This window comes from Achromobacter sp. GbtcB20, assembly GCF_019091095.1.
Taxonomy (GTDB): Bacteria; Pseudomonadota; Gammaproteobacteria; order Burkholderiales; family Burkholderiaceae_B; genus Achromobacter; species Achromobacter mucicolens.
Genome location: NZ_JAGXJZ010000006.1, coordinates 78,366 through 102,175, shown reverse-complemented (window position 1 = coordinate 102,175; position 23,810 = coordinate 78,366). Strand labels below are relative to the sequence as shown.

The 23,810-nt window shown below is 66.9% G+C and carries 23 protein-coding genes; 3 read left to right on the top strand and 20 right to left on the bottom strand.

Annotated elements, in window-relative coordinates; translation table 11 throughout:
* Positions 1–59: 59 nt before the first annotated feature.
* From KVT32_RS10910 to KVT32_RS10880, 7 genes are all read right to left on the bottom strand, one after another.
* Positions 60–983 carry an amidohydrolase gene (locus KVT32_RS10910; protein WP_152382645.1) on the bottom strand — a complete coding sequence of 308 codons (924 nt, stop codon included), beginning with the start codon at positions 981–983 and terminating at the stop codon, positions 60–62.
* Positions 980–1,591, bottom strand: a complete 612-nt coding sequence (locus tag KVT32_RS10905) for a carboxymuconolactone decarboxylase family protein (protein WP_152382646.1) — start codon at positions 1,589–1,591, stop codon at positions 980–982. Before KVT32_RS10905 ends, KVT32_RS10910 begins: the two co-directional genes overlap by 4 nt.
* Before the next feature lie 13 nt (positions 1,592–1,604).
* Positions 1,605–2,219, bottom strand: coding sequence for a glutathione S-transferase family protein (locus tag KVT32_RS10900; RefSeq protein ID WP_152382647.1), 615 nt, complete (start codon positions 2,217–2,219; stop codon positions 1,605–1,607).
* A gap of 38 nt (positions 2,220–2,257) precedes the next feature.
* Positions 2,258–2,902 (bottom strand): flavin reductase family protein, encoded by a 645-nt coding sequence (locus KVT32_RS10895; RefSeq protein ID WP_152382648.1) that lies wholly within the window; start codon positions 2,900–2,902, stop codon positions 2,258–2,260.
* Between the two features lie 19 nt (positions 2,903–2,921).
* The gene (locus tag KVT32_RS10890) at positions 2,922–3,887 is read right to left on the bottom strand and encodes a tripartite tricarboxylate transporter substrate binding protein (protein WP_175156227.1); all 966 of its coding nucleotides are present in this window, start codon (positions 3,885–3,887) and stop codon (positions 2,922–2,924) included.
* Between the two features lie 54 nt (positions 3,888–3,941).
* Positions 3,942–4,922 carry a tripartite tricarboxylate transporter substrate binding protein gene (locus tag KVT32_RS10885; protein WP_056325121.1) on the bottom strand — a complete coding sequence of 327 codons (981 nt, stop codon included), beginning with the start codon at positions 4,920–4,922 and terminating at the stop codon, positions 3,942–3,944.
* 102 nt (positions 4,923–5,024) lie between these two features.
* A complete protein-coding gene (locus KVT32_RS10880) occupies positions 5,025–5,771 on the bottom strand; it encodes a 5'-methylthioadenosine/adenosylhomocysteine nucleosidase (protein ID WP_217618177.1) in 747 nt (248 codons plus the stop codon).
* A 426-nt stretch (positions 5,772–6,197) separates the two neighbouring features.
* Here KVT32_RS10880 and KVT32_RS10875 point away from each other — a divergent pair, with 426 nt between their 5' ends.
* Positions 6,198–7,238, top strand: coding sequence for a DUF2235 domain-containing protein (locus KVT32_RS10875; RefSeq protein ID WP_217618176.1), 1,041 nt, complete (start codon positions 6,198–6,200; stop codon positions 7,236–7,238).
* Positions 7,239–7,242: 4 nt separating this feature from the next.
* Here the strand turns inward: KVT32_RS10875 and KVT32_RS10870 are convergent, their stop codons facing one another.
* Positions 7,243–8,097 carry an IclR family transcriptional regulator gene (locus KVT32_RS10870; RefSeq protein WP_217618175.1) on the bottom strand — a complete coding sequence of 285 codons (855 nt, stop codon included), beginning with the start codon at positions 8,095–8,097 and terminating at the stop codon, positions 7,243–7,245.
* Positions 8,098–8,293: 196 nt separating this feature from the next.
* Here KVT32_RS10870 and KVT32_RS10865 point away from each other — a divergent pair, with 196 nt between their 5' ends.
* Positions 8,294–9,247 carry a tripartite tricarboxylate transporter substrate binding protein gene (locus KVT32_RS10865; protein ID WP_254636851.1) on the top strand — a complete coding sequence of 318 codons (954 nt, stop codon included), beginning with the start codon at positions 8,294–8,296 and terminating at the stop codon, positions 9,245–9,247.
* 151 nt (positions 9,248–9,398) lie between these two features.
* Entirely contained in the window at positions 9,399–11,750 is a 2,352-nt protein-coding gene (locus KVT32_RS10860; protein ID WP_217618173.1) for a cytochrome P450/oxidoreductase, read from the top strand.
* A 74-nt stretch (positions 11,751–11,824) separates the two neighbouring features.
* Here KVT32_RS10860 and KVT32_RS10855 read toward each other — a convergent pair whose 3' ends face one another.
* From KVT32_RS10855 to KVT32_RS10800, 12 genes are all read right to left on the bottom strand, one after another.
* Positions 11,825–13,129 (bottom strand): ABC transporter substrate-binding protein, encoded by a 1,305-nt coding sequence (locus KVT32_RS10855; RefSeq protein WP_152382653.1) that lies wholly within the window; start codon positions 13,127–13,129, stop codon positions 11,825–11,827.
* 37 nt (positions 13,130–13,166) lie between these two features.
* Complete coding sequence (locus tag KVT32_RS10850; RefSeq protein ID WP_062839933.1) at positions 13,167–14,291, bottom strand: zinc-dependent alcohol dehydrogenase family protein; 1,125 nt, start codon at positions 14,289–14,291, stop codon at positions 13,167–13,169.
* A 101-nt stretch (positions 14,292–14,392) separates the two neighbouring features.
* A complete protein-coding gene (locus KVT32_RS10845) occupies positions 14,393–15,145 on the bottom strand; it encodes a glucose 1-dehydrogenase (RefSeq protein WP_056559207.1) in 753 nt (250 codons plus the stop codon).
* Positions 15,146–15,172: 27 nt separating this feature from the next.
* A complete protein-coding gene (locus tag KVT32_RS10840) occupies positions 15,173–16,609 on the bottom strand; it encodes an aldehyde dehydrogenase family protein (protein WP_128829112.1) in 1,437 nt (478 codons plus the stop codon).
* 20 nt (positions 16,610–16,629) lie between these two features.
* Positions 16,630–17,286, bottom strand: a complete 657-nt coding sequence (locus tag KVT32_RS10835; RefSeq protein ID WP_063956832.1) for an ABC transporter ATP-binding protein — start codon at positions 17,284–17,286, stop codon at positions 16,630–16,632.
* 3 nt (positions 17,287–17,289) lie between these two features.
* Complete coding sequence (locus KVT32_RS10830) at positions 17,290–18,030, bottom strand: ABC transporter ATP-binding protein (RefSeq protein ID WP_152382655.1); 741 nt, start codon at positions 18,028–18,030, stop codon at positions 17,290–17,292.
* A gap of 2 nt (positions 18,031–18,032) precedes the next feature.
* Positions 18,033–19,013 carry a branched-chain amino acid ABC transporter permease gene (locus KVT32_RS10825; protein ID WP_056325080.1) on the bottom strand — a complete coding sequence of 327 codons (981 nt, stop codon included), beginning with the start codon at positions 19,011–19,013 and terminating at the stop codon, positions 18,033–18,035.
* Complete coding sequence (locus KVT32_RS10820; RefSeq protein WP_056325078.1) at positions 19,013–19,918, bottom strand: branched-chain amino acid ABC transporter permease; 906 nt, start codon at positions 19,916–19,918, stop codon at positions 19,013–19,015. Before KVT32_RS10820 ends, KVT32_RS10825 begins: the two co-directional genes overlap by 1 nt.
* A 244-nt stretch (positions 19,919–20,162) precedes the next feature.
* Complete coding sequence (locus tag KVT32_RS10815) at positions 20,163–20,741, bottom strand: DUF4340 domain-containing protein (RefSeq protein ID WP_227741306.1); 579 nt, start codon at positions 20,739–20,741, stop codon at positions 20,163–20,165.
* Positions 20,738–22,117 (bottom strand): GldG family protein, encoded by a 1,380-nt coding sequence (locus KVT32_RS10810; protein WP_217618172.1) that lies wholly within the window; start codon positions 22,115–22,117, stop codon positions 20,738–20,740. Before KVT32_RS10810 ends, KVT32_RS10815 begins: the two co-directional genes overlap by 4 nt.
* The gene (locus tag KVT32_RS10805; protein WP_056325070.1) at positions 22,114–22,827 is read right to left on the bottom strand and encodes an ABC transporter permease; all 714 of its coding nucleotides are present in this window, start codon (positions 22,825–22,827) and stop codon (positions 22,114–22,116) included. The genes KVT32_RS10810 and KVT32_RS10805 overlap by 4 nt, the downstream gene beginning before the upstream one ends.
* Complete coding sequence (locus tag KVT32_RS10800) at positions 22,824–23,807, bottom strand: ABC transporter ATP-binding protein (RefSeq protein WP_152382658.1); 984 nt, start codon at positions 23,805–23,807, stop codon at positions 22,824–22,826. Before KVT32_RS10800 ends, KVT32_RS10805 begins: the two co-directional genes overlap by 4 nt.
* Between the last annotated feature and the right edge of the window lie 3 nt (positions 23,808–23,810).

Below are 23,810 nucleotides of genomic sequence, written 5' to 3'. Positions count from 1 at the left end.
TTCACCAGTGGGTTCAGGATGCGGGTTCAGCGCGGGGGCTCAGCGACCCCCGCTTGTATTCATGCAAAGCCGTACAGACGCTCGGGGTTGACCACCCAGACCCGCTTGCGCAGCGCCTCGTTGTCCAGCCAATCGTGCGCCAGGTCCACCAGCGCGTCGGCCGACGGCGCCGCCGCCCCCATGCGCACGAAGGGCCAGTCCGATCCCCACAGCACCTGATCCGGATTGGCGGCAGTGAAGGCATCGTGGATGAAGCGCGCGTTTTCATAATCGGGCGCGGCCCCCACCCGGCACACCGTCAGCTTCATCCAGATCCTGCCGTCGGCCAGCAGCCCGCGCAGCAGCTGGAACACCGGATCGGCCTCGCCCCGCGCCGGGACCAGGCTGCCCAGGTGGTCGATGACCAGCGGCAAGTCCAGCTTTGCCAGCTCGGGCAGATGGCGCAAATAGGTATCGCACGGCGCCCACAGCTGCGCGTGCAGGCCAAACTGCTTCATGCGCGGCGCAAGCGCCGCGACCTGATCGAATCCCACGCTGCCGGGAAACAGGTTTCCCGCGGGGTCGCGCGCCTCGACGAAGCGCAGGCCGCGCACGCCGCCGTCATGCAAGGCTTGCAGCTGTGCGTCCGTGACGGACGGATCCGCCACCGCGATCCCGCGCAGGCGGCCTGCGCCTTCGCGCAGCGCGTCCAGCAAGGCATCCGGGTTCGTGCCATAGGGCGCCGGCTGCACCAGCACCCCGCGCGATGCGCCCAGCGTGTCCAGCATGCGCAGATAGCGCGACGCCGGCGCATCCGGCGCGGCGTAGGACGAGGGATGCTGCAGGGGAAAACGGTCGTAGGGACCAAAGACATGGCAATGCGTGTCGCACGCGCCCGCCGGCAGGGCTTGGCGCGGCGTCACCGGCATGCGGGGCGTTTCCACGCTGTCCGGCACATAGGCGCGGGCCTGCCCGCCTGCGGCCGGATTTCCGGTGGCGCTCATGGCTGGCTCCCGGTCAGGGGCGCAAGCCGGCTCAGCACCGGCGCGCCCGCCTGGCGCGGTGTATCTAGCGGCGGCGGCGCGTCGTCCGGCATCGGAATTTCGTGCGCGTTCAGCGTCATGGACACCATGGTGTAGTAGCCGATCACGGCGGTCAGTTCCACCACGCCCACCGCGTCCCAGCTCGCGACGGCCTGCGCATACAGGTCCGGTTCGACCTGACCGGTCTCCTGGATCTGCCGCGCAAACTCGTAGACCACCGCGTCGTCGGGATTGTCGAACACGGGTGTTTCGCGGGCCCGGATCGCGTCCAGTGCGGCGTCCGAGATACCGGCGGCGCGCGCCGCCTGCGCATGGATGTGCCATTCGATCTGGCTGTTCCAACGGCGCGCCGTCACCACAATGGCCAGTTCGCTGACGCGCGGCGCCAGGCTGGTGCCAAAGCGCAGCAACGCGCCCAGCGCCTGCCAGCGCTCGGCCAGTTCCGGGCTGTGCAGCGCGGCGCGCAAGGGGCCGACAAGGCGTCCGCGCGGACCGGAGACGATCTTCTCGTACACGCGCTTCTGGTCGTCGGTCATGGTGTCTGGCGTGGGCAGCGGGATACGGCTCATCTTCGTCCTCTCGTTACGGGGTTTCGTCGGGCTGCGTGCGCATCACGGACGGGCGCGCGGCAAACCGCGCGTGCCAGGCCGCCAGCGCCGGGTGGCCGTCGCGCCAGACGATATCCGGGAAACGATAGTCCATGTACGACAGCGCGCAGCCGATGGCGATCAGGCCCAGGTCGAAGCGGCTTGCCTGCAGCGCGGGCGCTTCGGCCTCCAGCGCAGCCAGCACCGCCCGGGTCTTGAGCGCAAAGGCGTCCAGCCACGCGGGCGTCTGCCGCGCCTCGGGCTTGTTGCGTTCCTGGCGGAACAGCAGCAGCGCGTCCAGAAAGCCGTCGCCCAGCGCCTGGCGCCGTTCGGCGGTCAGGCGGGTCTGCGGGTCGGCCGGCAACAGGCCGCAGCCCGTCAGCGCGTCCAGGTAGGCGCAGATCACGCGCGAGTCGTACAGCGGCTGGCCATCGTCCAGCACCAGCGTCGGCAACTTGATGAGCGGATTGTCGGGCACCAGATCCAGGTTGGGCTTATCCATCGCGACCGGCGTGCGCACGAGCGTCACGCGGTCCTCGATGCCGGCCTCGTGAATGACGATCATCACCTTGCGCACGAAGGGCGATCGCGGCGACCAATGCAGTTTCATCGACAGGCTCCAAAAGGGTTCAAGGTCTTCTCGCGCATTCAATGCCCCTGCGTAGGCCGCACGGCGGGATCGTTGGCCGCGTCGGGCGTGCGCATCTGAAAGAGATCGCTGGTGTGCGCGTACCAGCCCGCGCCGTGCATGCGGCCCAGAAGGCGCAGCGCGGGCGTGTCCACGTAAAACTTTTCGGCGTTGAGCAAGGCGTCGTCTCGCAGGTACAGCGCCACCACGCGCGCCAGCACGATCACGCGCTGGGGCGCCGCATCCAGCACCTGCCAGACCTCGCACTCCAGCGCCGCGGGACTTTGCGCGATGCGCGGCGGCGCCACCATCAGGGACGGCTCGGTGGACAGGCCGGCGCGCACCAATTCATCGATGCCGGCGTCGTAGTCCAGGCTGGTGTGGTTCATCTGCTCGGCCAGCTCCGCCGACACCAGGTTGATCACGAACTGCCCCGTCTGCAGGATGTTGCGCGAGGTGTCCTTCAACTGGCCGCCGCGCGGGCCGATGCCCAGCGCGACGATGGGCGGATCGCTGCTGACCACATTGAAGAACGAGAACGGCGCGGCGTTGCGCGCACCTTGCGGCGACTGGCTGACCACCCAGGCGATGGGCCGCGGCACGACCACGCTGGAAAGCAGCTTGAAGGCGTCGGCCGAGGCCAGTTTGCTGAAATCGAAGTTCATGGCGCGGGAGGGTTCATCGTCATTTGGCCAGCAGCCCCAGCGTGCCGAGCAGCCGCTGCATATCGGCGCGGTCCTTGCGGACATAAGCGCCGGCGTCCTGGGGCGACAACGCCATCAACGATATCGCCTGATCCTGCATCACGCGGCGGTAGTCGGGATCGTCGTTCACGCGCCGGACGGTATCGCTCAGCGTCTGCACGATGTCCGCGGGGGTGCCCGCGGGCGCGGCCAGGCTGTACCAGGTGGCGGCCTGCGCGCCCGGCATCCCGGCCTCATCCAGCGTCGGCACGTCGGGCAGCAGCGGCGAGCGCTCGCTGGCCGCGTACGCCAGCGGCACCAGCCGGCCCTGGCGGATGAACGGCAGGCTGGCCGACAGGTTCAGCATGGCCAGGTCGATCTGTCCGCCCACGGCGTCATTGATCGCCGGCGACGCGCCCGCATAGGGAATGTGATTGAGCTGCACGTGCGCGGCCTGCTGGAACAGTTCGGCGCCCAGGTGCGTGGCGCCGCCCACGCCGGCCGAGCCATAACTGAGCTTGCCGGGTTCGGCCTTGGCGCGGGCGATCAGCGCCTGCACCGTCTTGATGCCGCGCGACGGGTTGACGACCAGCATGATGGGCTGCACCGCCACCACCGAACAGAATTCGAAGGCCTGGATGCCGTCGTACGTGGTCTTCTGCATCAGCGGCGTCACCACGTGGCCGGCCGAGGTGCCGAGCAGCAGCGTGTAGCCGTCAGGCTTGGCGCGGGCCACGAAGCCCGTGCCGATGGACGCGCCCCCGCCCGGCTTGTTCTCGACCACGACGGGCTGGCCCAGCCGCTTTTCCAGGGCGCGCGCCAGGCTGCGCGCCACCACGTCGGCCGGACCGCCGGCGGCGTAAGGATTGATGAGCGTGATGGGGTGGTCGGGATAAGCCGCCGCGGCCGGCGCGGACAGCGAGACGGCGGACAGCGCGGCCGCCGCCGTCAGCAGGATTCGAAGCATCGAGGGCATGGCAGGTCCTTGCGTGAAAGCGGTGATGGCGAGACGGGCTGGCGCTCAGTCGGCGCGTGCGCCGGAGGCCTCGATGATCCGCGCCCATTTCTGCGTATCGGCGCGGATGCGTTCGGCAAACGCCTCGGGCGTGCTGTAGGTTGTCTGAATGCCGTATCCGGCCATGCGCTCGACCATCTGCGGCGCCAGCATCACGCTTTTGATGTCCGCATTCAGCCGGTCGATGATCGGGCGCGGCGTGCCCGCGGGCGCCAGCACGCCTGACCACAAGCTGACTTCGAAGGATTCGAAGCCCGGCGACTCCGAGATGGCGGGCACGTCGGGCAGCGCCGCCAGGCGCTGGCGGCTGGTCACGCCCAACGCCTTGACCTTGCCCTGCTTGACCTGTTCGACAAAGTTGGACGAGGTGTCGATCATCATCGAGATGCGACCGGCCATGAAGTCGTTGATCGCCCCAGACGTGCCCTTGTACGGGATGTGGCGGATATCCACGCCAGCCGTGGACTTGAACATCTCGCCCGACAGATGGCTGGTGGTGCCGCTGCCCGAGGAACTGAAGGTCAGCTCGCCCGGCTTTTTGCGGGCCAGTTCCGCAAGCTCCGCGACCGAGTTCACCTGCAGCGCCGGATTCACCACGAGCAGGTTCGCGGTCAGATTGGTCATCGCGATCGGCGCAAAGCTCTTCTGCGGGTCGTAGCGCAGCTTGGCGTACAGCGTGGGGTTGATCGTCAGCACCCCCATGGTCGAGTACAGCAAGGTGTAGCCATCCGGCGCGGCGTTGGCCACCGCCTCGGCGCCGATCGCACCGCCGGCGCCGCCCCGGTTCTCCACCACGACGGATTGGCCCAGTTTCTCGCCCAGCCCCTGCGCCAGGGCGCGGGCCATCAGGTCGGTGGCCCCGCCCGCCGGAAACGGAACGACCAGCCGCACGGGCCGGTCGGGATAGGTGGACGCGGCCCCCGCCGCGGAAATCAGCCCCATGCCAAGGCAAAGCCCGGCCGCGGTCAGCGCACTTGCGATTTTCATGCTGTCTCCAAACTTCGTTCTTGTGTTTGCAGCATGGTAGGCGCGGGACCGGGCCGGGGCTATGCGCGGGATCGCATATCTGGTTTGCGCGGGGATTGACCGTCAGGCGTCGCGCAGCGCGCCGGATTGCAGCAGCGGCTTCAGGATGCCGGCGGTGTACAGCCGCGCCAGATTGACCAGAAAGTCCGTGAAATCCGTCTTCGCCGTGTGATCGGCGCTGTCGGAAATCACGCGCATCACCGCGAACGGCACGCCGAACTCGTGGCACACCTGCGCCATCGCCGCGCCTTCCATCTCCAGGCACAGGGCATCGGGCAGACGCTCGCGCAGCGCGTGCGCCAGGTCGTTGTCGTTAACGAAAATGTCGCCCGTCGCAATCAGGCCATGATGGACACGCGGCGTGGCGGTTGCGGCCGGCAAGCCGCCCTTGCCCGCAAAGTCCCGGGCGCTGTCCAGCAACAGCGCGCTCAGGGCGGCATCGGTATCGAAGCGTTCGCGTCCCAACAGGGGGATTTCATGGCGGCCGAACAAGGGACGCGCGTCCATGTCGTGCTGCATCAGGGCGTCGGCCACGACCACGTCGCCCACGCGCACCTGCGGATGCAGGCCGCCCGCTAGGCCCGTGAAGAGCACGCGCGTCACGCCAAATTCCTGGATGACGATGGACGCCGTCGCCGCCGCGGCCACCTTGCCGATGCGGCTGAGCGCGATGACGCACGGCGTGCCCCACAGCGTGCCCACCTGAAAATCGCGCATGGCGATGCGGCGCGTTTGCGCGCCGGGGTCCATGGCCGCCAGCAGGTCGGCGATCTCTTCGTGCAGCGCGCCCAAAATGGCGAGACGTCCCATGTGTGGTGTTTCCGTGATCGTTGCGTTGCGCGGCCCGTGCCGCCAGCGCGCAACATACTCCAATGCAGCCTTGCCCGCCAATGACGGGGCTTTGCAGTTCCAGATCGCCTGACCCGGTTTCAAGCACCCCGAAAAACGGCCTCCGGGCCGTTTTTTGCGCTGACCGGATACCAACCATATCAGTCTTGGATGGCTACTGATGCGGTAGTGACGGCGTACTCCAGCAATCGGCGGATCGGCTGTTTTCCCGCGCGATTCAGGATGACTCCCACCTCGGGCTAGGCAAAAAGGTGGTGTACGGACATGCAGCAGGGAAACCCCGTGCCCTGCTGCGATCGCCGCGCGTGCTAGCTTGCCTCACGCAGGCGTTGTCCCGGCCAGCGGCATAGGTATCGCAAGCCTTTATCTGTGTGTGGGGAGACGATCATGGTCAAGAAGAACCTCGCCGTTTTCTTCGACGGCACGTGGAACGAACCTAACGACCGCACCAATGTCTACGAGCTCTACAAAGCCGCGCCCGAGACCAGCACGCAGGAAACGCTCTACATCGAGGGCGTGGGCACGCAGGGCCAGGGCCTGTGGGCAGCCATCGACAAATTCATGGGCGGCGCGTTCGGCGCAGGCCTGTCGGCCAACATCCGGCAGGGCTACCGGTGGCTCTGCCAGCGTCACCAGCCCGGCGACCGCATCTTCCTCTTCGGCTTCAGCCGCGGCGCCTACTCCGCGCGCAGCCTCGCGGGCATGGTGCGCAAATGCGGCCTGCTCAACGAAGCCACCGATGCTAACGTGTCCGAGGCCTACGCGCTGTACCGCGACGACTGCACCCCGTCATCCCTGGAAGCCGCCGCCTTCCGCGACCGCTTCTCGCGCGACACCGACCTGCACTTCGTCGGCGTCTGGGACACCGTGGGCAGCCTGGGCATCCCCGTGGGCGGCATCTCGTTTCCCGGCTTTTCCAGCTTCTACAACTTTCACGACACGGAACTGAGCAACCACGTCCTGAACGCGTACCACGCCATCGCCACCAACGAATACCGCGAGCCGTACTTCCCCACGCTCTGGACCCGCCGCGCGGGCTCGCCGCCACGCCCCGCAAACCTGCCCGTCGAGCAACGCTGGTTCATCGGCGCGCATTCCGACGTGGGCGGCGGATATCAGGATGGAAGCCTGCAGACGCTACCGGCGTCGTGGCTACAGGAAAAGGCGCGGCAGGCGGGGTTGGAGGCGGGGACGGTGCAGCGGATCTCGACGGATTACGAACAGTGCGAACCGCATGATTCGTATAAGGAATTCACGGAGAAGGTACCGATTCCGGTGAAACGTCGGCCACGGGTGTGGGATAAGGACACGGTCCTGAATCTGACGATCGATGATCGGCTGGTCAGGCGGTTCGAGCGCAATCAGGCGTTTCTGAAGGAGTATCCGGATTTCCGGGATGCGTTGGGGAAGTTGGAGGTGGGGCGGTAGGGGATCACCCCGCCACGTACCCCAACGCCACACTGGCCGCCAGCGCCTCGCGCTTTACCGCGGCCACCACCGCCCCGCTCTCGGAAACGTCAAAACCGCCGGTCGCGCCCAGCGCTGTCAATACCGCGCAGACCCGTCCAGTATGGTCATACAGCGGCGCCGAGACGGCGCTGATGCCGCGCAGGTTCGTGTCCTTCACCGTGGCGCACCCCAACGCCCGCACGTCTCGACGCAAGACGCCGATGGGATCGTCGCGATCCAGCAGCGCGCGCTGCTCGGCGGGCGCGCTGGCCAATTCAGCTTCCGCCAGCGCCCGCACCGGCGCCTCGTCCAGCAAACCCAGAAAGGCCCGCCCCGTCGCCGACCACAGCATCGACAGCACCGACCCCACGCGTACGTTCACCGTGACCGGCAAGCCGGGTTCCTCGAATCGCACGATAGTCGGCCCCTTGTTGCCCATGACGGCGATGAAGCACGTGACGGCCAGGCTTTCGCGCAGGCGCACGAGCGCGGGTTCGCCGATGCGTAGCGGGTCGGCCTGGCGCATGGCGGCTACCCCTACATAAAGCGCTTCGAGGCCCAGGTGGTACTGCTGCGTCGCCACTTCCTGGTCGACCAGGCCCTCGGCAATGAGGCTCATCAGGTAGCGGTGCACCTTGGCGGGGCTTTCGCCGACGTGGGCGGCCAGCGCCGTGAGGCTCGCGCGGCCGCCCAGACGAGCAAGGCCTTTCAGGACGGACATGCCGGTTTCCGCGGCCTGGACCCGCTGCCGGCGTTCGCGAGGCCGGACGGCCGGGGCTTCGGCGGATTCAAGATCAGACGCGAGGTCGGATTCGGGCGGCAAGGCGGCTTTGCTCATTGGAAATACGGCTCCGTAACAGCGGGCTCGCCGGCAACCGAGGGACCGAAAGCCTGGAGCGGCACTAAGGTTAACCCTTCTTCAAAAATTACGCATTGCGTATATGCTTTACGCAAACAAGGAATGCACTTTTGACATTCCACAACGAGGAGACTTGTCCATGCGCAGTGTTAAACACCACATCCTGGCCGGCCTGATGGCCCTGCCCCTCTTGGCTTGTGCCAGCGCGTCCGCGCAGCAGGGGGCTGCCGATTACCCGTCCAAGCCCGTGCGCTGGATCGTGCCGTATGCCGCGGGTGGCGGGTCGGACTTCCTGGCGCGCAGCATCGGGCAAGGCCTGACCGGACGCCTGGGCCAGCCGGTGGTGATCGAGAACAAGCCGGGGGGCAACACGGCAATTGCGGCGTCGGAAACGGCGCGCGCCCCGGCCGACGGCTACACGATGTTGTCCGCCGACAACGGCACGCTGGTATTCAACCCCGCGCTCTACAAAAAGCTGTCGTATGACCCGGCGAAGGATCTGGCGCCGGTCACGCTGATGGGACGGTTCCCGATGATCCTGGTGGTCGGCCCGGCCATGAAGGTCAACTCGGCCAAGGAGTTCCTGGCTGAAGCCAAGGGACGCAAGGAAGGCCTGGATTACGCCTCGGCCGGCGCCGGCAGCCCGCACCACTTGGCGATGGAATTGCTGAAGGTCGAGGCGGGCCTGACGATGACCCACGTGCCGTACCGTGGCGCCTCGCCAGCCCTGGCGGATGTCGCCGGCGGTCAGGTGCCCGCGATGATGGTGGACCTGGCCGCGGGCGCCGGCTTCATCAACGGCGGCAAGGTCAAGGCGCTGGCGGTCGCCAATCCGACGCGTCTGCCGCAATTGCCCGACGTGCCGACGTTCGCCGAGATCGGTCTGAAGAACGTGGAAGCCGCCGCGCAGGTCGGCGTGGTAGTGCCGGCCGCCACCCCCAAGCCGGTGATCGACGCCCTGAACAAGCAGGTGGTCGCGACCATCAATGACCCGGCCACGCGCCAGCGCCTGGTGGAGTTCGGCATCGAGCCGATCGGCAACACGCCCGCGCAATATGCCGAGATGCTGACGGCCGAACGCGCCCGCTGGCAAAAGCTGATCAAAGATCTGGGCATCACGCTGGATTGAGCATTACGCGGGAATGCGCGTCATGCCGGCCTAGGCATCACGCTCGACCGCATCACGTTGAACCCCGCATCACCGGCCCGCCGCATTCATAACCGCAAGCATGTGCCGCACCCCGCGGCGGGCCCGCAAGACGAACACACGGAACGACCTCATGAACCAAGCATCCGCCACGCCGCGCCCCTCGGGCTGTCCCATCGATCACGCTGCGCTGTCCGCCGAGCAAAGCCCGACGGGCTGTCCGGTCAGCGCGCGCGCCGCCGCGTTCGATCCCTTTGGCGACGGCTATCAACAGGACCCGCCCGAATACGTGCGCTGGGCGCGTGAGCAGGAGCCGGTGTTCTACAGTCCGCAGTTGGGCTACTGGGTCGTGACGCGCTATGACGACATCAAGGCGATCTTCCGCGACAACATCACCTTCAGCCCCTCGATCGCGCTGGAGAAAATTACGCCGACGGGGCCGGAGGCCAACGCGGTGCTGGCGTCGTACGGCTACGCCATGAACCGCACGCTGGTGAACGAGGACGAGCCCGCGCACATGCCGCGCCGACGCGTGCTGATGGACCCGTTCACGCCCGAGGAATTGAAGCACCATGAACCCATGGTGCGTCGCCTGACACGCGAATACGTGGACCGGTTCATCGACGACGGGCGCGCCGATCTCGTCGACCAGATGCTGTGGGAAGTGCCGCTGACCGTGGCGCTGCACTTTCTGGGCGTGCCCGAAGAGGACATGGACCTGCTGCGGCAATATTCCATCGCGCACACCGTGAACACCTGGGGCCGCCCCAAGCCCGAGGAGCAGGTTGCCGTCGCGCATGCGGTCGGCAATTTCTGGCAGCTGGCCGGCAAGATCCTGGACAAGATGCGGCAGGACCCGTCGGGCCCCGGCTGGATGCAATACGGCCTGCGCAAGCAGCAGACGCACCCGGAGGTGGTCACCGATTCGTACCTGCATTCGATGATGATGGCCGGCATCGTGGCGGCGCACGAGACCACGGCCAATGCGTCGGCCAATGCCATCAAGCTGCTGTTGCAGCATCCGCAGGCCTGGCGCGAGATCTGCGAGGATCCGAACCTGATCCCCAACGCGGTCGAGGAATGCCTTCGTCACAACGGATCGGTTGCCGCGTGGCGCCGCCTGGCCACGCGCGACGTGGAAATCGCAGGCGTGGCGATTCCGGCCGGCTCCAAACTGCTGATCGTGACCTCGTCGGCCAACCATGACGAAGGCCAGTTCGAAGACGCTGACCTCTTTGACATCCGCCGCGAAAACGCCAGCGATCAGCTCACGTTCGGGTATGGCTCGCATCAGTGCATGGGCAAGAACCTGGCGCGCATGGAGATGCAGATCTTCCTGGAGGAACTGACGCGCCGGCTGCCGCATCTGAAGCTGGCGGAGCAGTCCTTCACCTATGTGCCCAACACCTCCTTCCGCGGGCCGGAGCACCTGTGGGTGGAATGGGATCCGGCGCAGAACCCGGAGCGCGCGAACCCATCCCTGCTTGAAGACAGGCATCCCGTGCGCATCGGCGAGCCTTCATCGCACGCCATCACCCGGCCCGTCGTCGTGCAAAGCGCAGAGCAGGCCGCGGACGGCATCCTGCGGCTGCGTCTGGTGTCACCCGACGGCAAGCCCCTGCCCCGCTGGTCGCCCGGATCGCACATCGACGTGGAATGCGGCGACACCGGCCTGTCGCGCCAGTACTCGCTGTGCGGTGACCCGGTCGAGACCGGCGTGTTTGAAATTGCCGTGCTGCGCGAGGCGGATGGCCGTGGCGGCTCGGCCTGGATGCACGCGAACGCCACGCCCGGCGCGCGCCTGCGCATTCGTGGCCCGCGCAATCACTTCCGAATGGACGAGTCGGCTTCCAAGCTCATCCTGATCGCGGGCGGCATCGGCATCACGCCGATCAGCGCGATGGCGCGGCGTGCGCGTGAGCTGGGGCTGGACTACGAATTGCATTACAGCGGGCGATCGCGCCGGTGCATGGCGCTGGCGGAAGAACTGGCGGCGTTGCACGGCGACCGGCTGCATCTGCACGTCAAGGACGAAGGCACTCGCGCCGACTACGCGGCCCTGCTTGCCGAACCGCGCGCGGGCACGCAGGTGTATGCGTGCGGTCCGCAGGGCCTGCTGGACGCGCTGGCGGGATGCTGCGCGGCGTGGCCGGAAGATGCGCTGCGGGTGGAGCACTTCCATTCCACGCTTGGGACGTTGGATCCGTCGAAGGAACAGGCGTTTGAAGCGGTGCTGAAGGATTCGGGCATCGTCATCACCGTGCCCGCGGACCAGACGCTGCTGACGGCGCTGCGCGGCGCCAACATCGATGTGCAGAGCGACTGCGAGGAAGGGTTGTGCGGGTCGTGCGAGGTGCGCGTGCTGGAAGGCGACATCGACCACCGCGACGTGGTGCTGACGCGGGCGGAACGCGAGGCGAACAACAAGATGATGGCGTGCTGCTCGCGGTCTAGCGGGGGGAAGAAGGTGGTGTTGGAGCTGTAGAAAAAAACGCCCCGGCATTAACGCCGGGGCTATCCCTGCACTACACACACTGCTGCTTGCTCAGTCCATCCCGATCAGTTCGGGAACACCTTGATCTGGTCGCTCTTCAACACCTCAGGCGTCAGGCTCTTTTCGATCCATGCCATCGACGTATCCGTCACCCCGGGCGTCACCAGCTCAGCCGGCACGATGGTGATGTCGGACAGGACCTTGAACGGGTACTTGTCGCTCTTCTTGGTGACGCCGAACAGTTGCGCTTCCAAGGCCTGGCCGTCGGCGCGGTGCATCTTCACTTCGCGGCCGTAGCCCTTGAAGGTCACGTCGTGCATGGCGGCGGCCACCTGTTCAGGCGTGGGCCAGTTGCCGCCGTTGTCCTTGATGGCCTTTTCGTAGCCGGCCTTCAGGCCGTAGATGCCTTGCACCATGTGATAGACCGAGTAGATCGGATAGGCGCCGGTCTTGTCGTGGAATTTCTTCACGAAGGCCTGGTGCTTGGGATCGTCCTTGGTTTCCGGATGCAGGAAGTAGTGATCGCCGCGCGCGCCGACCAGGACGCCTTCGGGCAGCGCGTTGCCCAGGCGTTCCAGCGAGCTTTCCGCCAGCGACAGCACGAAGGTGGAGTTCTTGAACAGGTTGCGCTGCGAAGCCTGGCGCACGAAGTTGTCCAGGTCGCCGCCCCACGATGTGGAGACGATGACATCCGGGCGCAGCGCCTGCAGGCGGCTGATTTCGGTGGAGAAGTCGGCGGCGCCGAACTTGGGGAACATCTCGGCGACGACCTTGACGTCGGGCTTGAACTTCTTGAGCGCGGCCAGGAAGATGTCGCGCGAATCGCGGCCCCAGGCGTAGTCCTGGTTCACGATGGCGATGGTCTTGAAGTCGGGCTTGACCTTCATCAGGTACAGCACCTGCGCGACCATTTCGGTGGTGGCGTTGGCCTGCGTGCGCACGACGTACTTGTACTTTTTGCCTTCCAGCGCCTTCTCGGTGCCGCAGTCCCACAGCACGTTCAGCACCTTCAGGTCCTCGGCCACGGGCGCGACGATGTTGCAGTGGCCGCTGGAAATGGCCGACAGCATCACGCGCGTGCCGCCTTCGGCCAGGCGACGGTATTCGGACAAGAGCTTTTCGCCGCCGCCGCCTTCGTCGATGTAGCTGGGCACGATCTTGACGCCGTCGATGCCGCCGCCCGCGTTGATCTCTTCGATCAGGATGTCGGCCGCATCGCGCGCCGGCACGCCGAACACGGACGCCGAGCCCGACAGGAAGGTCGAGATGCCGACGTTCAGTTCCTTGGGCTTGTCGGCCGCGATGGCCAGCGTGGTCAGGCCCGACAGCAGGGTGGCGCCCAGCAAGGCCGCCAGTCTTGAGGTCTTCATGGTGTTGTCTCCAGTGTTGTTGATCGGGTCTGTGCCCTTAGAAAACGATGGCGTCGCGCAGGCTGCCGCCGGTGGCGAGGTGATCGAACCCCTCGTTGATCTGGTCCAGCGAAAACGATTGGCCCATCATCCTGTCGACCGGCAAGCGGCCGGCCTTGTACAGGTCGATGTAGCGGCTGATGTCGATGGCAGGCACGCCCGAGCCCAGGTAGCTGCCCCGGATCTCGCGCTCTTCGCCCACCATTTGCGACAGCGACAGCGGAAAGCTGAACTTGGGATTGGGCAGGCCGGAGGTGACCGTCGCCCCGCCGCGGCGCGTGAGCTTGTAGGCGGTTTCGAAGGCCGGCACGGCGCCGGCCATGTCAAAGCCGAAGTCCACGCGGCCGCCGGCCAGATCCATGAGGTCGTCGTCGGTCTTGATCTGCTTTGGGTTGACGAGGTGCGTGGCGCCCAGTTCTTTCGCCAGCGCCAACTTCTCGTCGCTGAGGTCGATGGCGACCACCCGGCGCGCGCCGGCGGCCACCGCCGCCAACAGTGCGCTCAGGCCCACGCCACCCAGCCCGACGATCGCGGCCGTGTCGCCCATCTTGATGCGGGCGCGGTTGATGACGGCCCCGGCGCCGGTCAGCACGGCGCAGCCGAACAGCGCGGCTTCGCGGTGGCTGAGTTCCACATTCACCTTGACGCACGAGCGCCGCGACACCACGGCGTATTCCGCAAAGCAGGACACGCCGGTGTGATGGTTGATGTACTCGTCGCCGATGTGCAGCCGGCGCTCGCCGCCCAGCAGCGTTCCTTTGGTGTTGGCCACGGCGCCCGGTTCGCAAAGCGCAGGCCGGCCTTCCATGCAGGGGTTGCAGCAGCCGCAGCTGGGCACGAACACCATGGCGACGTGATCGCCGGCCTTCAGGTCCGTGACGCCGGGGCCGGTCTCGACGACTTCGCCCGACGATTCATGTCCCAGCACGATCGGCACGCCGCGCGGCCGGTCGCCGTTGATGACGGACAGGTCCGAATGGCACAGCCCCGCCGCACGGATTCTGACCAGCACCTCGCCAACGCCCGGCGGGTCCAGCTCGATGTCCGCAATGGTCAGGGGCCGGGACTGCGCGTACGGTCCTTCGACCCCCACTTGCCGCAATAACGCCGCTTTGATTTTCATGCGTCTTCATCCACAGAAGTGATCCGGACCGCGGGCGGACGCGGCATCCGGCATGCCGGCGCGAGCGGGGTCTTGCGACCCCGGCAAGCCGGCGCCCAACCCTACACCGTGCGCCCGCCGTCGACAGGGAACTCCACGCCGGTGATGAACTCGGCGGCGTCGCTGGCCAGGAACAGCGCGGCCGCGGCCACGTCGGACGGCTGGCAGAAGCGGCCGAGCGGAATGGTAGACACGAATTTGGCGCGGTTCTCGGGCGTGTCGGGCAGGCCCATGAAGAGTTCGAACATGCCGGTCACGCCCATGACCGGGCAAATGGCGTTGACGCGGATGCCTTCGCCGCCCAGCTCCACGGCCATCGACTTGGACAGCACGTTGACCGCGCCTTTGGACGCGTTGTACCAGCTGAGCCCGGGGCGCGGACGGATGCCGGCCGTCGATCCGATGTTCAGGATCACGCCGCGCTTTTGCTTGCGCATGACAGGCACGACGGCCTGCGCCATGTGGTAGATCGACTTGACGTTGATGTCGAACATGCGATCGAAGGTGGCCTCGTCCACGTCCAGCATCGGCTGGTTCTTGTGGGTGATGGCGGCGTTGTTGACCACGATGTCCACCGTACCGAATTTGTCGAGCGCGGCGCGCACCACGTTGTCGATGTCGGCGCGGCTGGACACGTCGGCCTTCACGGCCAGCGCGGCGTCGCCGATTTCAGCAGCCACGCGGTCGGCGGCCTCTTTATTGATGTCGGCGATCACGACCTTGGCGCCTTCCTTGGCGTACAGCTTGACGATGCCCTCGCCGAAACCGTTTCCCCCGCCCGTGACGATCGCAACCTTGCCTTGCAACTGGCTCATTTTCTGTCTCCGTATTGTGCGCGGCGATCACTCGCCATAGAACTGAATCAGGGTCTTGGTCGTGCTCATTTCTTCCAGCGCGATGAAGCCTTTCTCGCGGCCATGGCCGCTTTTCTTCACGCCGCCGAAGGGCAGCTCCACGCCGCCGCCCGCGCCAAACCCGTTGATGTAGACCTGGCCGCACTTGATGCCGCGTGCCACGCGCTGCTGGCGCCCGCCGTTTTCGGTCCAGACCGCGCCCAACAGGCCGTAGTCCGTGGCGTTGGCCAGGCGGATGGCCTCGGCCTCGTCCGCGAAGGGCAGCGCGACCAGCACGGGCCCGAAGATCTCTTGCGTGAGCAGGTCGCTGTCGTGATTGGCAGCGGCAAAGAGCGTGGGTTTGACGAAGAAGCCGCCCTTGGGCACGCCGTCCGCGATGCCGCCCTCGGCAGCCACTTTCAAGCCGTCGGACAGCCCCTTGGCGATGTAGCGGTTGACGCGGTCGTATTGCGCCTTGTTGACGACCGGTCCGCAAGTCAGGTCCATGTCCGGCGTGCCTGCGCGCACCTTGGAAAATTCCTCGCCCAGCGCCTTCATGAAGTCCGCGTAGATGCCCTTCTGCACCAGCAGGCGGCTGCCCGCCGTGCAGGTCTGGCCGGTGTTGTGGACGATGCCCTTGACGATGGCCGGAATGGCGAGCTTGTAGTTGGCGTCGTCAAACACGATGTGCGCCGACTTGCCGCCCAGTTCCAGCACGCACTTGACCGCATTGAGGGCGGCCGCCTGCTGGACCAGCACGCCGACTTCGTTGGAGCCGGTGAAGGTGATGAAATTGATGCCGGGATGGCGCGACAGCGCGGCGCCGGCTTCTTCGCCCAGGCCCGTCACGATGTTCAGTGCACCCGGCGGAAAGCCGACTTCCAGGGCCAGTTCGGCCACGCGGATGATCGACAGGCAGGCGTCCTCGGCGGGTTTGACCACCGCGGCGTTGCCCATGGCAAGCGCCGGCGCCACGCTGCGCCCGAACATCTGCGCGGGGTAGTTCCACGGAATGATGTGGGCGGTGACGCCCAGCGGCTCGCGGATGAGCTGCACCGAATAGTCTTTCTGGAACGGGATGGTCTGGCCGTGGACCTTGTCGGCCGCGCCGCCGTAGAACTCGAAGTAGCGGGCCAGCACCGTGATGTCGCCGCGCGCGGTGGACATGGGCTTGCCGGTGTCGCGCGACTCCAGCTGCGCCAGCTCTTCGTGGTGCGCCAGGACGCTCTCGCCCAGGCGCATCAGCAGGCGGCCGCGCTCCAGCGCGGTCATGTCGCCCCACGCGCCTTCCAGCGCATCGCGCGCGGCCTGCACTGCCGCGTTCACGTCGGCCTGCTGACCGCGCGGGATGGTGGTGAAGACCTCGCCGTCTACGGGGGAAACGACCTCGATCGTGCGCCCGTCCTGGGCATCGACCTGGCGGCCGCCGATAATCATCTGCGTCATGGAAATGTCTCCGTGGGGTATCAGTTCAGCGTGATCGAGCCGCGCTCGATCGTCCATATCTGGTCGGGGATGTCGCCCAGCAGCTTCACGTTGGATTCCGTGATGACCACGCACAGGTCGGGCTGCATTTCCTTCAGGCGGCCCAGCGCCTCGGTGTAGTCGCGCGCCAGCTTGGGCGCGAGCCCCTGAAAGGGCTCGTCCAGCATCAAGAGCCGGGTGCCGACCATGACGGCGCGCGCCAGCGCCACCATCTTGCCTTGCCCGCCCGACAACGCGGAGCCCGAGCGCTTGAGCATCGGTTCCAGCTGCGGCACCACCTTCAGCACCGTGTCCATGCGGGCCTGGATCTCGGCCTTGGACTGGCCCTGCACCTCGCACGGCAGATGCAGGTTTTCCTCGACCGTCATGGTCGGGAAGATGACGCGGTCCTCGGGCGCGTAGCCCACCTTCATGGCGGCGCGCTTGTGCCCGGGCAGCGACGTCAGGTCGGTGCCGTCGAACGCGATCTTGCCGGAACGAATGCGCGTCAGGCCCATGATGGTGCGCAGGAGCGTGGTCTTGCCCGCGCCGTTGCGGCCCACGATGCCGATGGTGCGGGACGCTTCAAAGTTGGCGCTGACGTCGCGCAGGATGCGATTGCCCGCCAGGTCGACGTTAATGGCCGATAGGTTCAACATGGTTCAGGCCCCCAGCACTTCGCTTCTGATCTGCGGATTGTTCAAGACGTCCTCGGGCGAGCCGTCCGCGGCCACCTTGCCCGCGATCCAGGCCGCCACGCGGGTGGCGTAGCGCGACACGATGTCCACATCGTGCTCGACGAACCAGCTGGTGACGCGGCGCTCGTCCAGCGCGTGCATCACGGTTTCCATCAGCGCGAACTTGTCTTCCGATGCAACGCCGCTGGTGGGTTCGTCCATGATGAGCAGCTTGGGCTGCAACGCCAGCGCCATCGCCACGTCCAGCAGCTTGCGCTTGCCTTCGGGCAGCTCGATGCACGCTTCGTCGGCATCGGGCAAGAGGCCCACCAGGTCCAGCGTCGCGTCCACCTCGCGGGCGTCGATGGTGCTTTCCAGCGACCGGAACCAGCTCAGTTCCTTGTTGCGCCTGGCGGCGGCGATCTGCACGCACTGGCGCACGGTGTGTTCGGTAAATAGCTGCGGAAGCTGGAACGAGCGTCCCATGCCCAGCCGCACGATTTTGCGCGGCGCCATCGCCGTGACGTCCTTGCCGTCGAAATAGACCTTGCCCGTCGATGGCGTGAGGTAGCCGGTGCAGATGTTGATGAAGGTCGTCTTGCCCGCGCCGTTCTGGCCGATCACGGCCAGCCGTTCGCCTTCGTGCAGTTCGAAGTTGATGTTGTCGGCGGCCACCACGCCGCCGAAGGCCAGATAGAGGTCGGTGGTTTGAATGAGCGGTTTCATCGTCAGTTCCTTGCCGCGGCCTGCAGGGGCGCCTGCGCGCGGCGCTGGGCGCGTTCCCGCGACCGGATGCGCTTGGTGATCTGGCCGACGAAGCCGGTGGGGAACATGAAGATGACCAGGATCAGCGTCAGGCCCAGCAGGAATTGCCACAGGCCGGGGAAGTAGGCGGCGGACACGAGCTTGACGGATTCGAAGCCCACCGCGCCCAGGAACGCGCCGGCGGCATGGCCCGCGCCGCCCAGGATGGTGATGAAGACGAACTCGCCGGAACGCAGCCACGAACCGATTTCCGGCGTGACCAGCCCTTGCATCAGCGCCAGGATCGCGCCCGAGAAGCCGACCACCACGGCCGACAGCAGGTAGCCCTTCCACATGATGAAGTAGGCGGAAAAGCCCAGATATTCGATGCGGGTTTCGTTGGTCTTGATAGCCGACAGCGCCTGACCGCTGCCCGAGCGGAAGTAGCGCTGCACCCACCAGGCCAGCACCAGCGACAGGACCAGCGTCAGCACCAGCAACGCGCGTTCGAAGGATTCGCGCTCCATCACGATGCCGGCCATGGTCGGGCGCACGATGCGCATGCCGTCCGAGCCGCCGGTCAGCGTGTAGAGCTTGCCCAGGAGCGCGAACAGCACCATGCTGAGCGCCAGATTCAACATGCCGAAGAAGATGCCGCGGTAACGCACGACGAACAGGCCGATGACGACGGCGGCGACAAAGCTGGCGACGACGCCGGCCAGGATCAGGACGAGCGCATCCAGGCCGGGCATGGCTTTGGCCAGGAACGCCACCGTGTACGCCGAGATGCAGGCAAACATGGCGTGGCCGAACGAGATCTGGCCGGCGCGCGCCATCACCGACACGCCCAGCGCCGCGATGGCGTAGGTCAGGCCGATGACGATGGGCGTGATGGTCCAGGAATAGGTGTAGCCAAGAAATAGCGTGAACAGCGCGGCCAGCACGCTCAGGACAGGGACTTTCATCAGATCGTCCTCGCTTGGGCAACGGTGAACAGGCCGTGCGGACGGATGATCAGCACCAGCACCATGATGATGTAGGGCACGGCGACTTCCAGCTCCGGCGCGGCGTACACGGCGATGGCGCGGATGATGCCGATGAGCAGCGCGGCGATCAGCGCGCCGGTGATCTGGCCGAGGCCCGCGGTAGCGACCACGGCAAACGACAGCACCGTCATGTCCGTGCCCGCCCCCGGCACCAGCGAGGTGGTGGGCGAGGCCAGCGCGCCGCCCAGGGCGCCCAGGATGGTCGCGATCACGAAGGTGACGTAGCCGATCTTCTTGGCGTTGATGCCAAGCGACGTGGCGACTTCGCGGTTGTGCGTGGTGGCCACCGTCTGCTTGCCCAGCTTGGTGTGACGCAGGAAGAATTCCAGGCACACGTAGGCCAAGAGCGCCGTGGCGGGCACGACCACCAGTTGATACGTCGTGTAGGTGATGTCGCCGATCTCGATGTTGCCCAGGCGGTTGACGACTTCGCTGGCGCTATAGGGCTGCGCGCCCCACAGCATGCGCTGGATGTCTTCCAGCATCAGGAAGGCGCCGAAGGTGAGCAGCAGCTTGAGGATGGGGTCGTAGTTCTGTGCGCGGCGGATCAGGACGAATTCCATGATGCTGCCAAGCAGTAGCCCGATGGCGATGGCGGCCACGAACAAGGCCGCGAACAGGAGGATGGGCGAGTCGGTCTTGGGCGCCAGGAACATGACGAGGCTGGCCGCGGCATAGCCACCAAAGGCGTAGAACGCGCCGTGCGCGACGTTCAGGATGCCCATCACCCCGAACACCAGGGTTAACCCCATCGATACCAGGAACAGCAGACTGGCGTATGCCACGCCATCCACCAAGGCGAGAGGCAATAGATCCAAGGTCAAGCGTCTTCTCCCAATACGCTGAGCACGGCGGCGGCGATTTCAACATGCCACACGCGGCGTGCGGGCTTGCGCCCGGGCGCGCCCGGCGCGCCCTTGTCTCGTTATCAACCTTTCCGTGCTGATTGGCGCACAGCGCCAGCCGCCGGAAGGCCCTTTTATTGCAGGCTGGGGGCCCGCCCCGCTACGGCGTGGGCACGTCCGCCTGTGTATGTGTGCGAAGTATAGGTAGGGGTGAATCGGGCTGCTATTTATCTTTGTGCAAGGCGGGTTTAACAAGCGATGGAGTGGGTGTGGATTGCCCCAACGCCGCCAGTGGTGCCCGCGTTTGATAGTCCGGGATAATCCGGATCTGCGCCTCGTCCGGCAGACGTACATAACGGCCTAGTCCATCCGGCGCAAGCGCGCCGACGTCCAGCTGGGCAAGCCTCGCGCCCGCGGCATCGCGCACATCGATGCGCAACTGCGGCGGTGCAAGCCCATACGTTTCGCCGTCCTCGGGCGTGAGCGTGCGGTCGCTGCGCGCCTGCGAAAACAGCGCCACAAAGCCCGCCGCATCAAAGCCTGCCGCCGTGCCCTCCGGGGATGCGACCCAGCCCTGCGCCTGCCGTGTCAGGCGGACCGAGCCTCCCGGACCGTCCAGGGTGACCAGCGCGGCCTTGTCGGCCTCCCATGCGTAGAGCCTGGCAGGCTTGCCGCTGTCGTCATGCAGATGGGTATGGCCGTGATGATGCGCCGGGGCATGCGCGGCCTCTTGCCATTGCCACGCGGACAGTGCGATGCCGGCCGCGAGCAGCCCGGGCCACAACAGGCGCCCGGCCTTCAACGGCGCCTCCACCACAACAGCAGTCCCGTCAGCAGCGCAAGCAGCGGCAGGGCCACCGTGCTGGTCCAGAACACGGCGCGCATCTGGCGGTTGGTCAGTTCCACGCGGCGGTTCTCGTAATGACGGGGCCGGATCGTCAGCAAGGCGTCTTCACCCGCCAGCAGCGTGACGGCATTGGTGAATAGCGCGCCATTGCCCAGCGTGGCGAAATGCCGGTTGACGGCGAAGTCGCTGTCGCCCGCCACCAGCAGCGTGGGATGGGCCGCGCCTTCCGCGCTGGCGGCCTGCGCGTTGCGCGTGGCCAGCGCCATCAGCGTGTAGCGCGAGGCAGGCTGCCCCGGGGGATGCGCGGCGGCTGACGTCTGCGCCAACGGCGTCACCACCACGCCGGGCGGCAAGGTGTCTCCCGCCGGCTCAAGTCCCGCCGCGCCGGGAAAGAAGCTGAGCGGAAGGCCGCGCGTCATCTTGTGGCGCGTGTAGTCGCTGACCGCGGGACTGCCGGGATCGTTGCGGTAGTGGCTGCCCGGATCGGCCAGCGCGCCCGGCGCGAGCGCGATGCCGAAGTCCGCCAGCAGGCCGTCCAACCCATGCCGCGTGTCGGGTTCCAGCAGCAACAGCGTCTTGCCGCCCGCGCCGGTCCAGCGGCGCAGCGCTTGCGCCTCGTCGTCGCCGAACGGCGTGCGCGGACCGGCCGCCACCAGCACGGCGCAGCCCGGCAAGGCTTGCGCCAGGCTGCCCGCGCCCACCGCGCGCGTGGAAAACCCCAGCGTCTGCAGGGCGTTGCGCGCCATCGCCATGCCGTGCTGTTCGTGCACCTCGACGCGCGCCACCAGGTTTTCGTCGCTGCTGTGATCTTCCAGGTCGTCCAGCGACGTCAGGCTGTCGAGCGTCGCCTCGCGGTGGCCCTGCGTGAAGCAGACCGTCTGCGCCCCATTCTGGCTGATGCGGATGAGCGCATTGGTGAAGTCCGTTTCGGTGCCGCCGTTGATCGTGGTGCGCCGCGCGCCCGAGGCCAGCACCGCACTGCCCGCGAACTGGATGCCGGCGGCGCGCGCCTCGGCGGGCCGCAGCGCGGGGTCCACGCCGCGCACGCGGATCAGCGGATTCTGGCGCTCGTACTGCCGCAGGAGTTCCAGCGCGTCGACCATGCTCTTGTTGCGCAGGTCGTAAAACCATGTCACCTCGACAGGCTGACGGATCTGCCCCGCGACCTCAAGGCTTTCCGGGGCCAGGCTGTAGACCCGCTGCGCGGTCAGGTCGATGCGTCCCAGATTGCGCGACGCCCACAAGTTCAGCGCCAGCAGCAGCGCGGCCACGGCCAGCACCGGCAGCCACAGCGACAACCGCCGCCCGGCACGGCGCAGGGCGGGGGTCATCGCAGCCTCCAGCGCTTCAGGTTGACCGAGGCCACCATCAGGGCCAGCACGGTGACGCTGGCCAGGGTCACCGTGGCCGGTCCGGGCAGCACGCCCCGGATGAAGTCCACATGCTGGGCGGACAGCGACAACGCCTGAAAGAACGGCGACAGCGCCGGAAACGCGTCCAGCGCGGCGGGATAGTCGATGAACCACAACAGCACCAGGATGCCCCACGTGGCGCTGGCGGCCACGATCTGGTTCGAGCAGGCGCTGGACACGGCAATGCCGATCGCCAGGAACAGCGCACCATACAGGAACACGCCGATGTAGCCGCCCACGATGGGGCCGTAGTCGGGCTCGCCGTACCAGGCCAGCGGCAACACCGCCGACATGGTGCCCGCCAGCATCAGCGCCAGCATGGTCAGCCCCGCCGCATACTTGGCCGCGACCAGCGTGAAGTCCGACAGCGGCAGCGTCAGCAGCAATTCCAGCGTGCCCTGCCGCGCCTCTTCCGCGAAGGCGCGCATGCTGACCAGCGGCATCACCAGCATCAGCAGGATGGTCATGTTGTGAAACGCCGTCACCATCTGCCCGGTGCTGACAAAAAACAGGTTGAAGCTGAACAGATAGCCCGACAGGGCCCAGAACACCGCCACCACGGCCAGCGCCACGGGCGAGCCGAAGTCGGTGCGCAGTTCCTTGCGGTACAAGGCCGCGAAACCCTTCATGCGCGTCTCCGTAACGGGGGATCGTTGGGCGCCAGCGCCGCCAGCAGGCGGGCCTCGACCGCTTCCTGCGCGGGCAGCACGGCGCGCAGTTCCGCGTGCGCCAGCGCCGTGCGCATGACTGCGTCGCACGCGGCGGCGTTGGTGGTCGCGTTGGAAGTCGCGCTTGCTCCCGGCGGGTCCCACGTGACCCGCCACTTGCTGGTGCCGGCATCCAGCAGCGTGATGTCCACGGCCTTCACGCCCGGACACGCGCACAACGCCGCGTGCAAGGCGGCATGCCCCGCCGCGGGCAGGGACAGCTGCATTTGCAGCGCTGCCTGCGATTCGCCCAGCGGCTGGTCCTGGACCAGCCGGCCCTGCCGCAGGATCGCGATGCGCGAACACAGCGCCTCGACTTCCTGCATCAAATGGCTGCTGAACACCACCGCGCGGCCCTCGGCGCAGCGCCGGATCATGGCGCGCGCTTCCACGATCTGCACGGGATCCAGGCCGTTGGTGGCTTCGTCCAGCAGCAGCACCGGCGGGTCGTTCAGCACGGCCTGCGCCAGCCCCACGCGCTGGCGCTGCCCCTTGGACAGGCGTCCGATCACCGAGCGCGCCACGCCTTGCAGGTCAAAGCCGTCGATGGCGCGTTCGATGGCCTGGCGGCAGGCGCGGGCGCCGCCCTGCACCTTCACGCCGGCGCCGAACTCCAGATACTGGGTGACCGTCAGCGCGTCATAAAGCGGCGCGCGCTCGGGCAGATAGCCGATGTCGGCGTTGCCGCGTCCCGGCACGGGCTCGCGGCCCCGGATGGCGATGCGCCCGCTGTCGGGCGTGTAAAAGCCCGCCATCAGGCGCAGTGTCGTGGTCTTGCCGCTGCCGTTCGGTCCCAGAAGGCCCAGGATTTCCCCGGGCCTGACGGACAGGCTCAGGGATTCCAGGACCTGGCGGGATCCGAACGACTTGCTGACCTGATGCAAGGCGACGGCGGGCTCCATGGG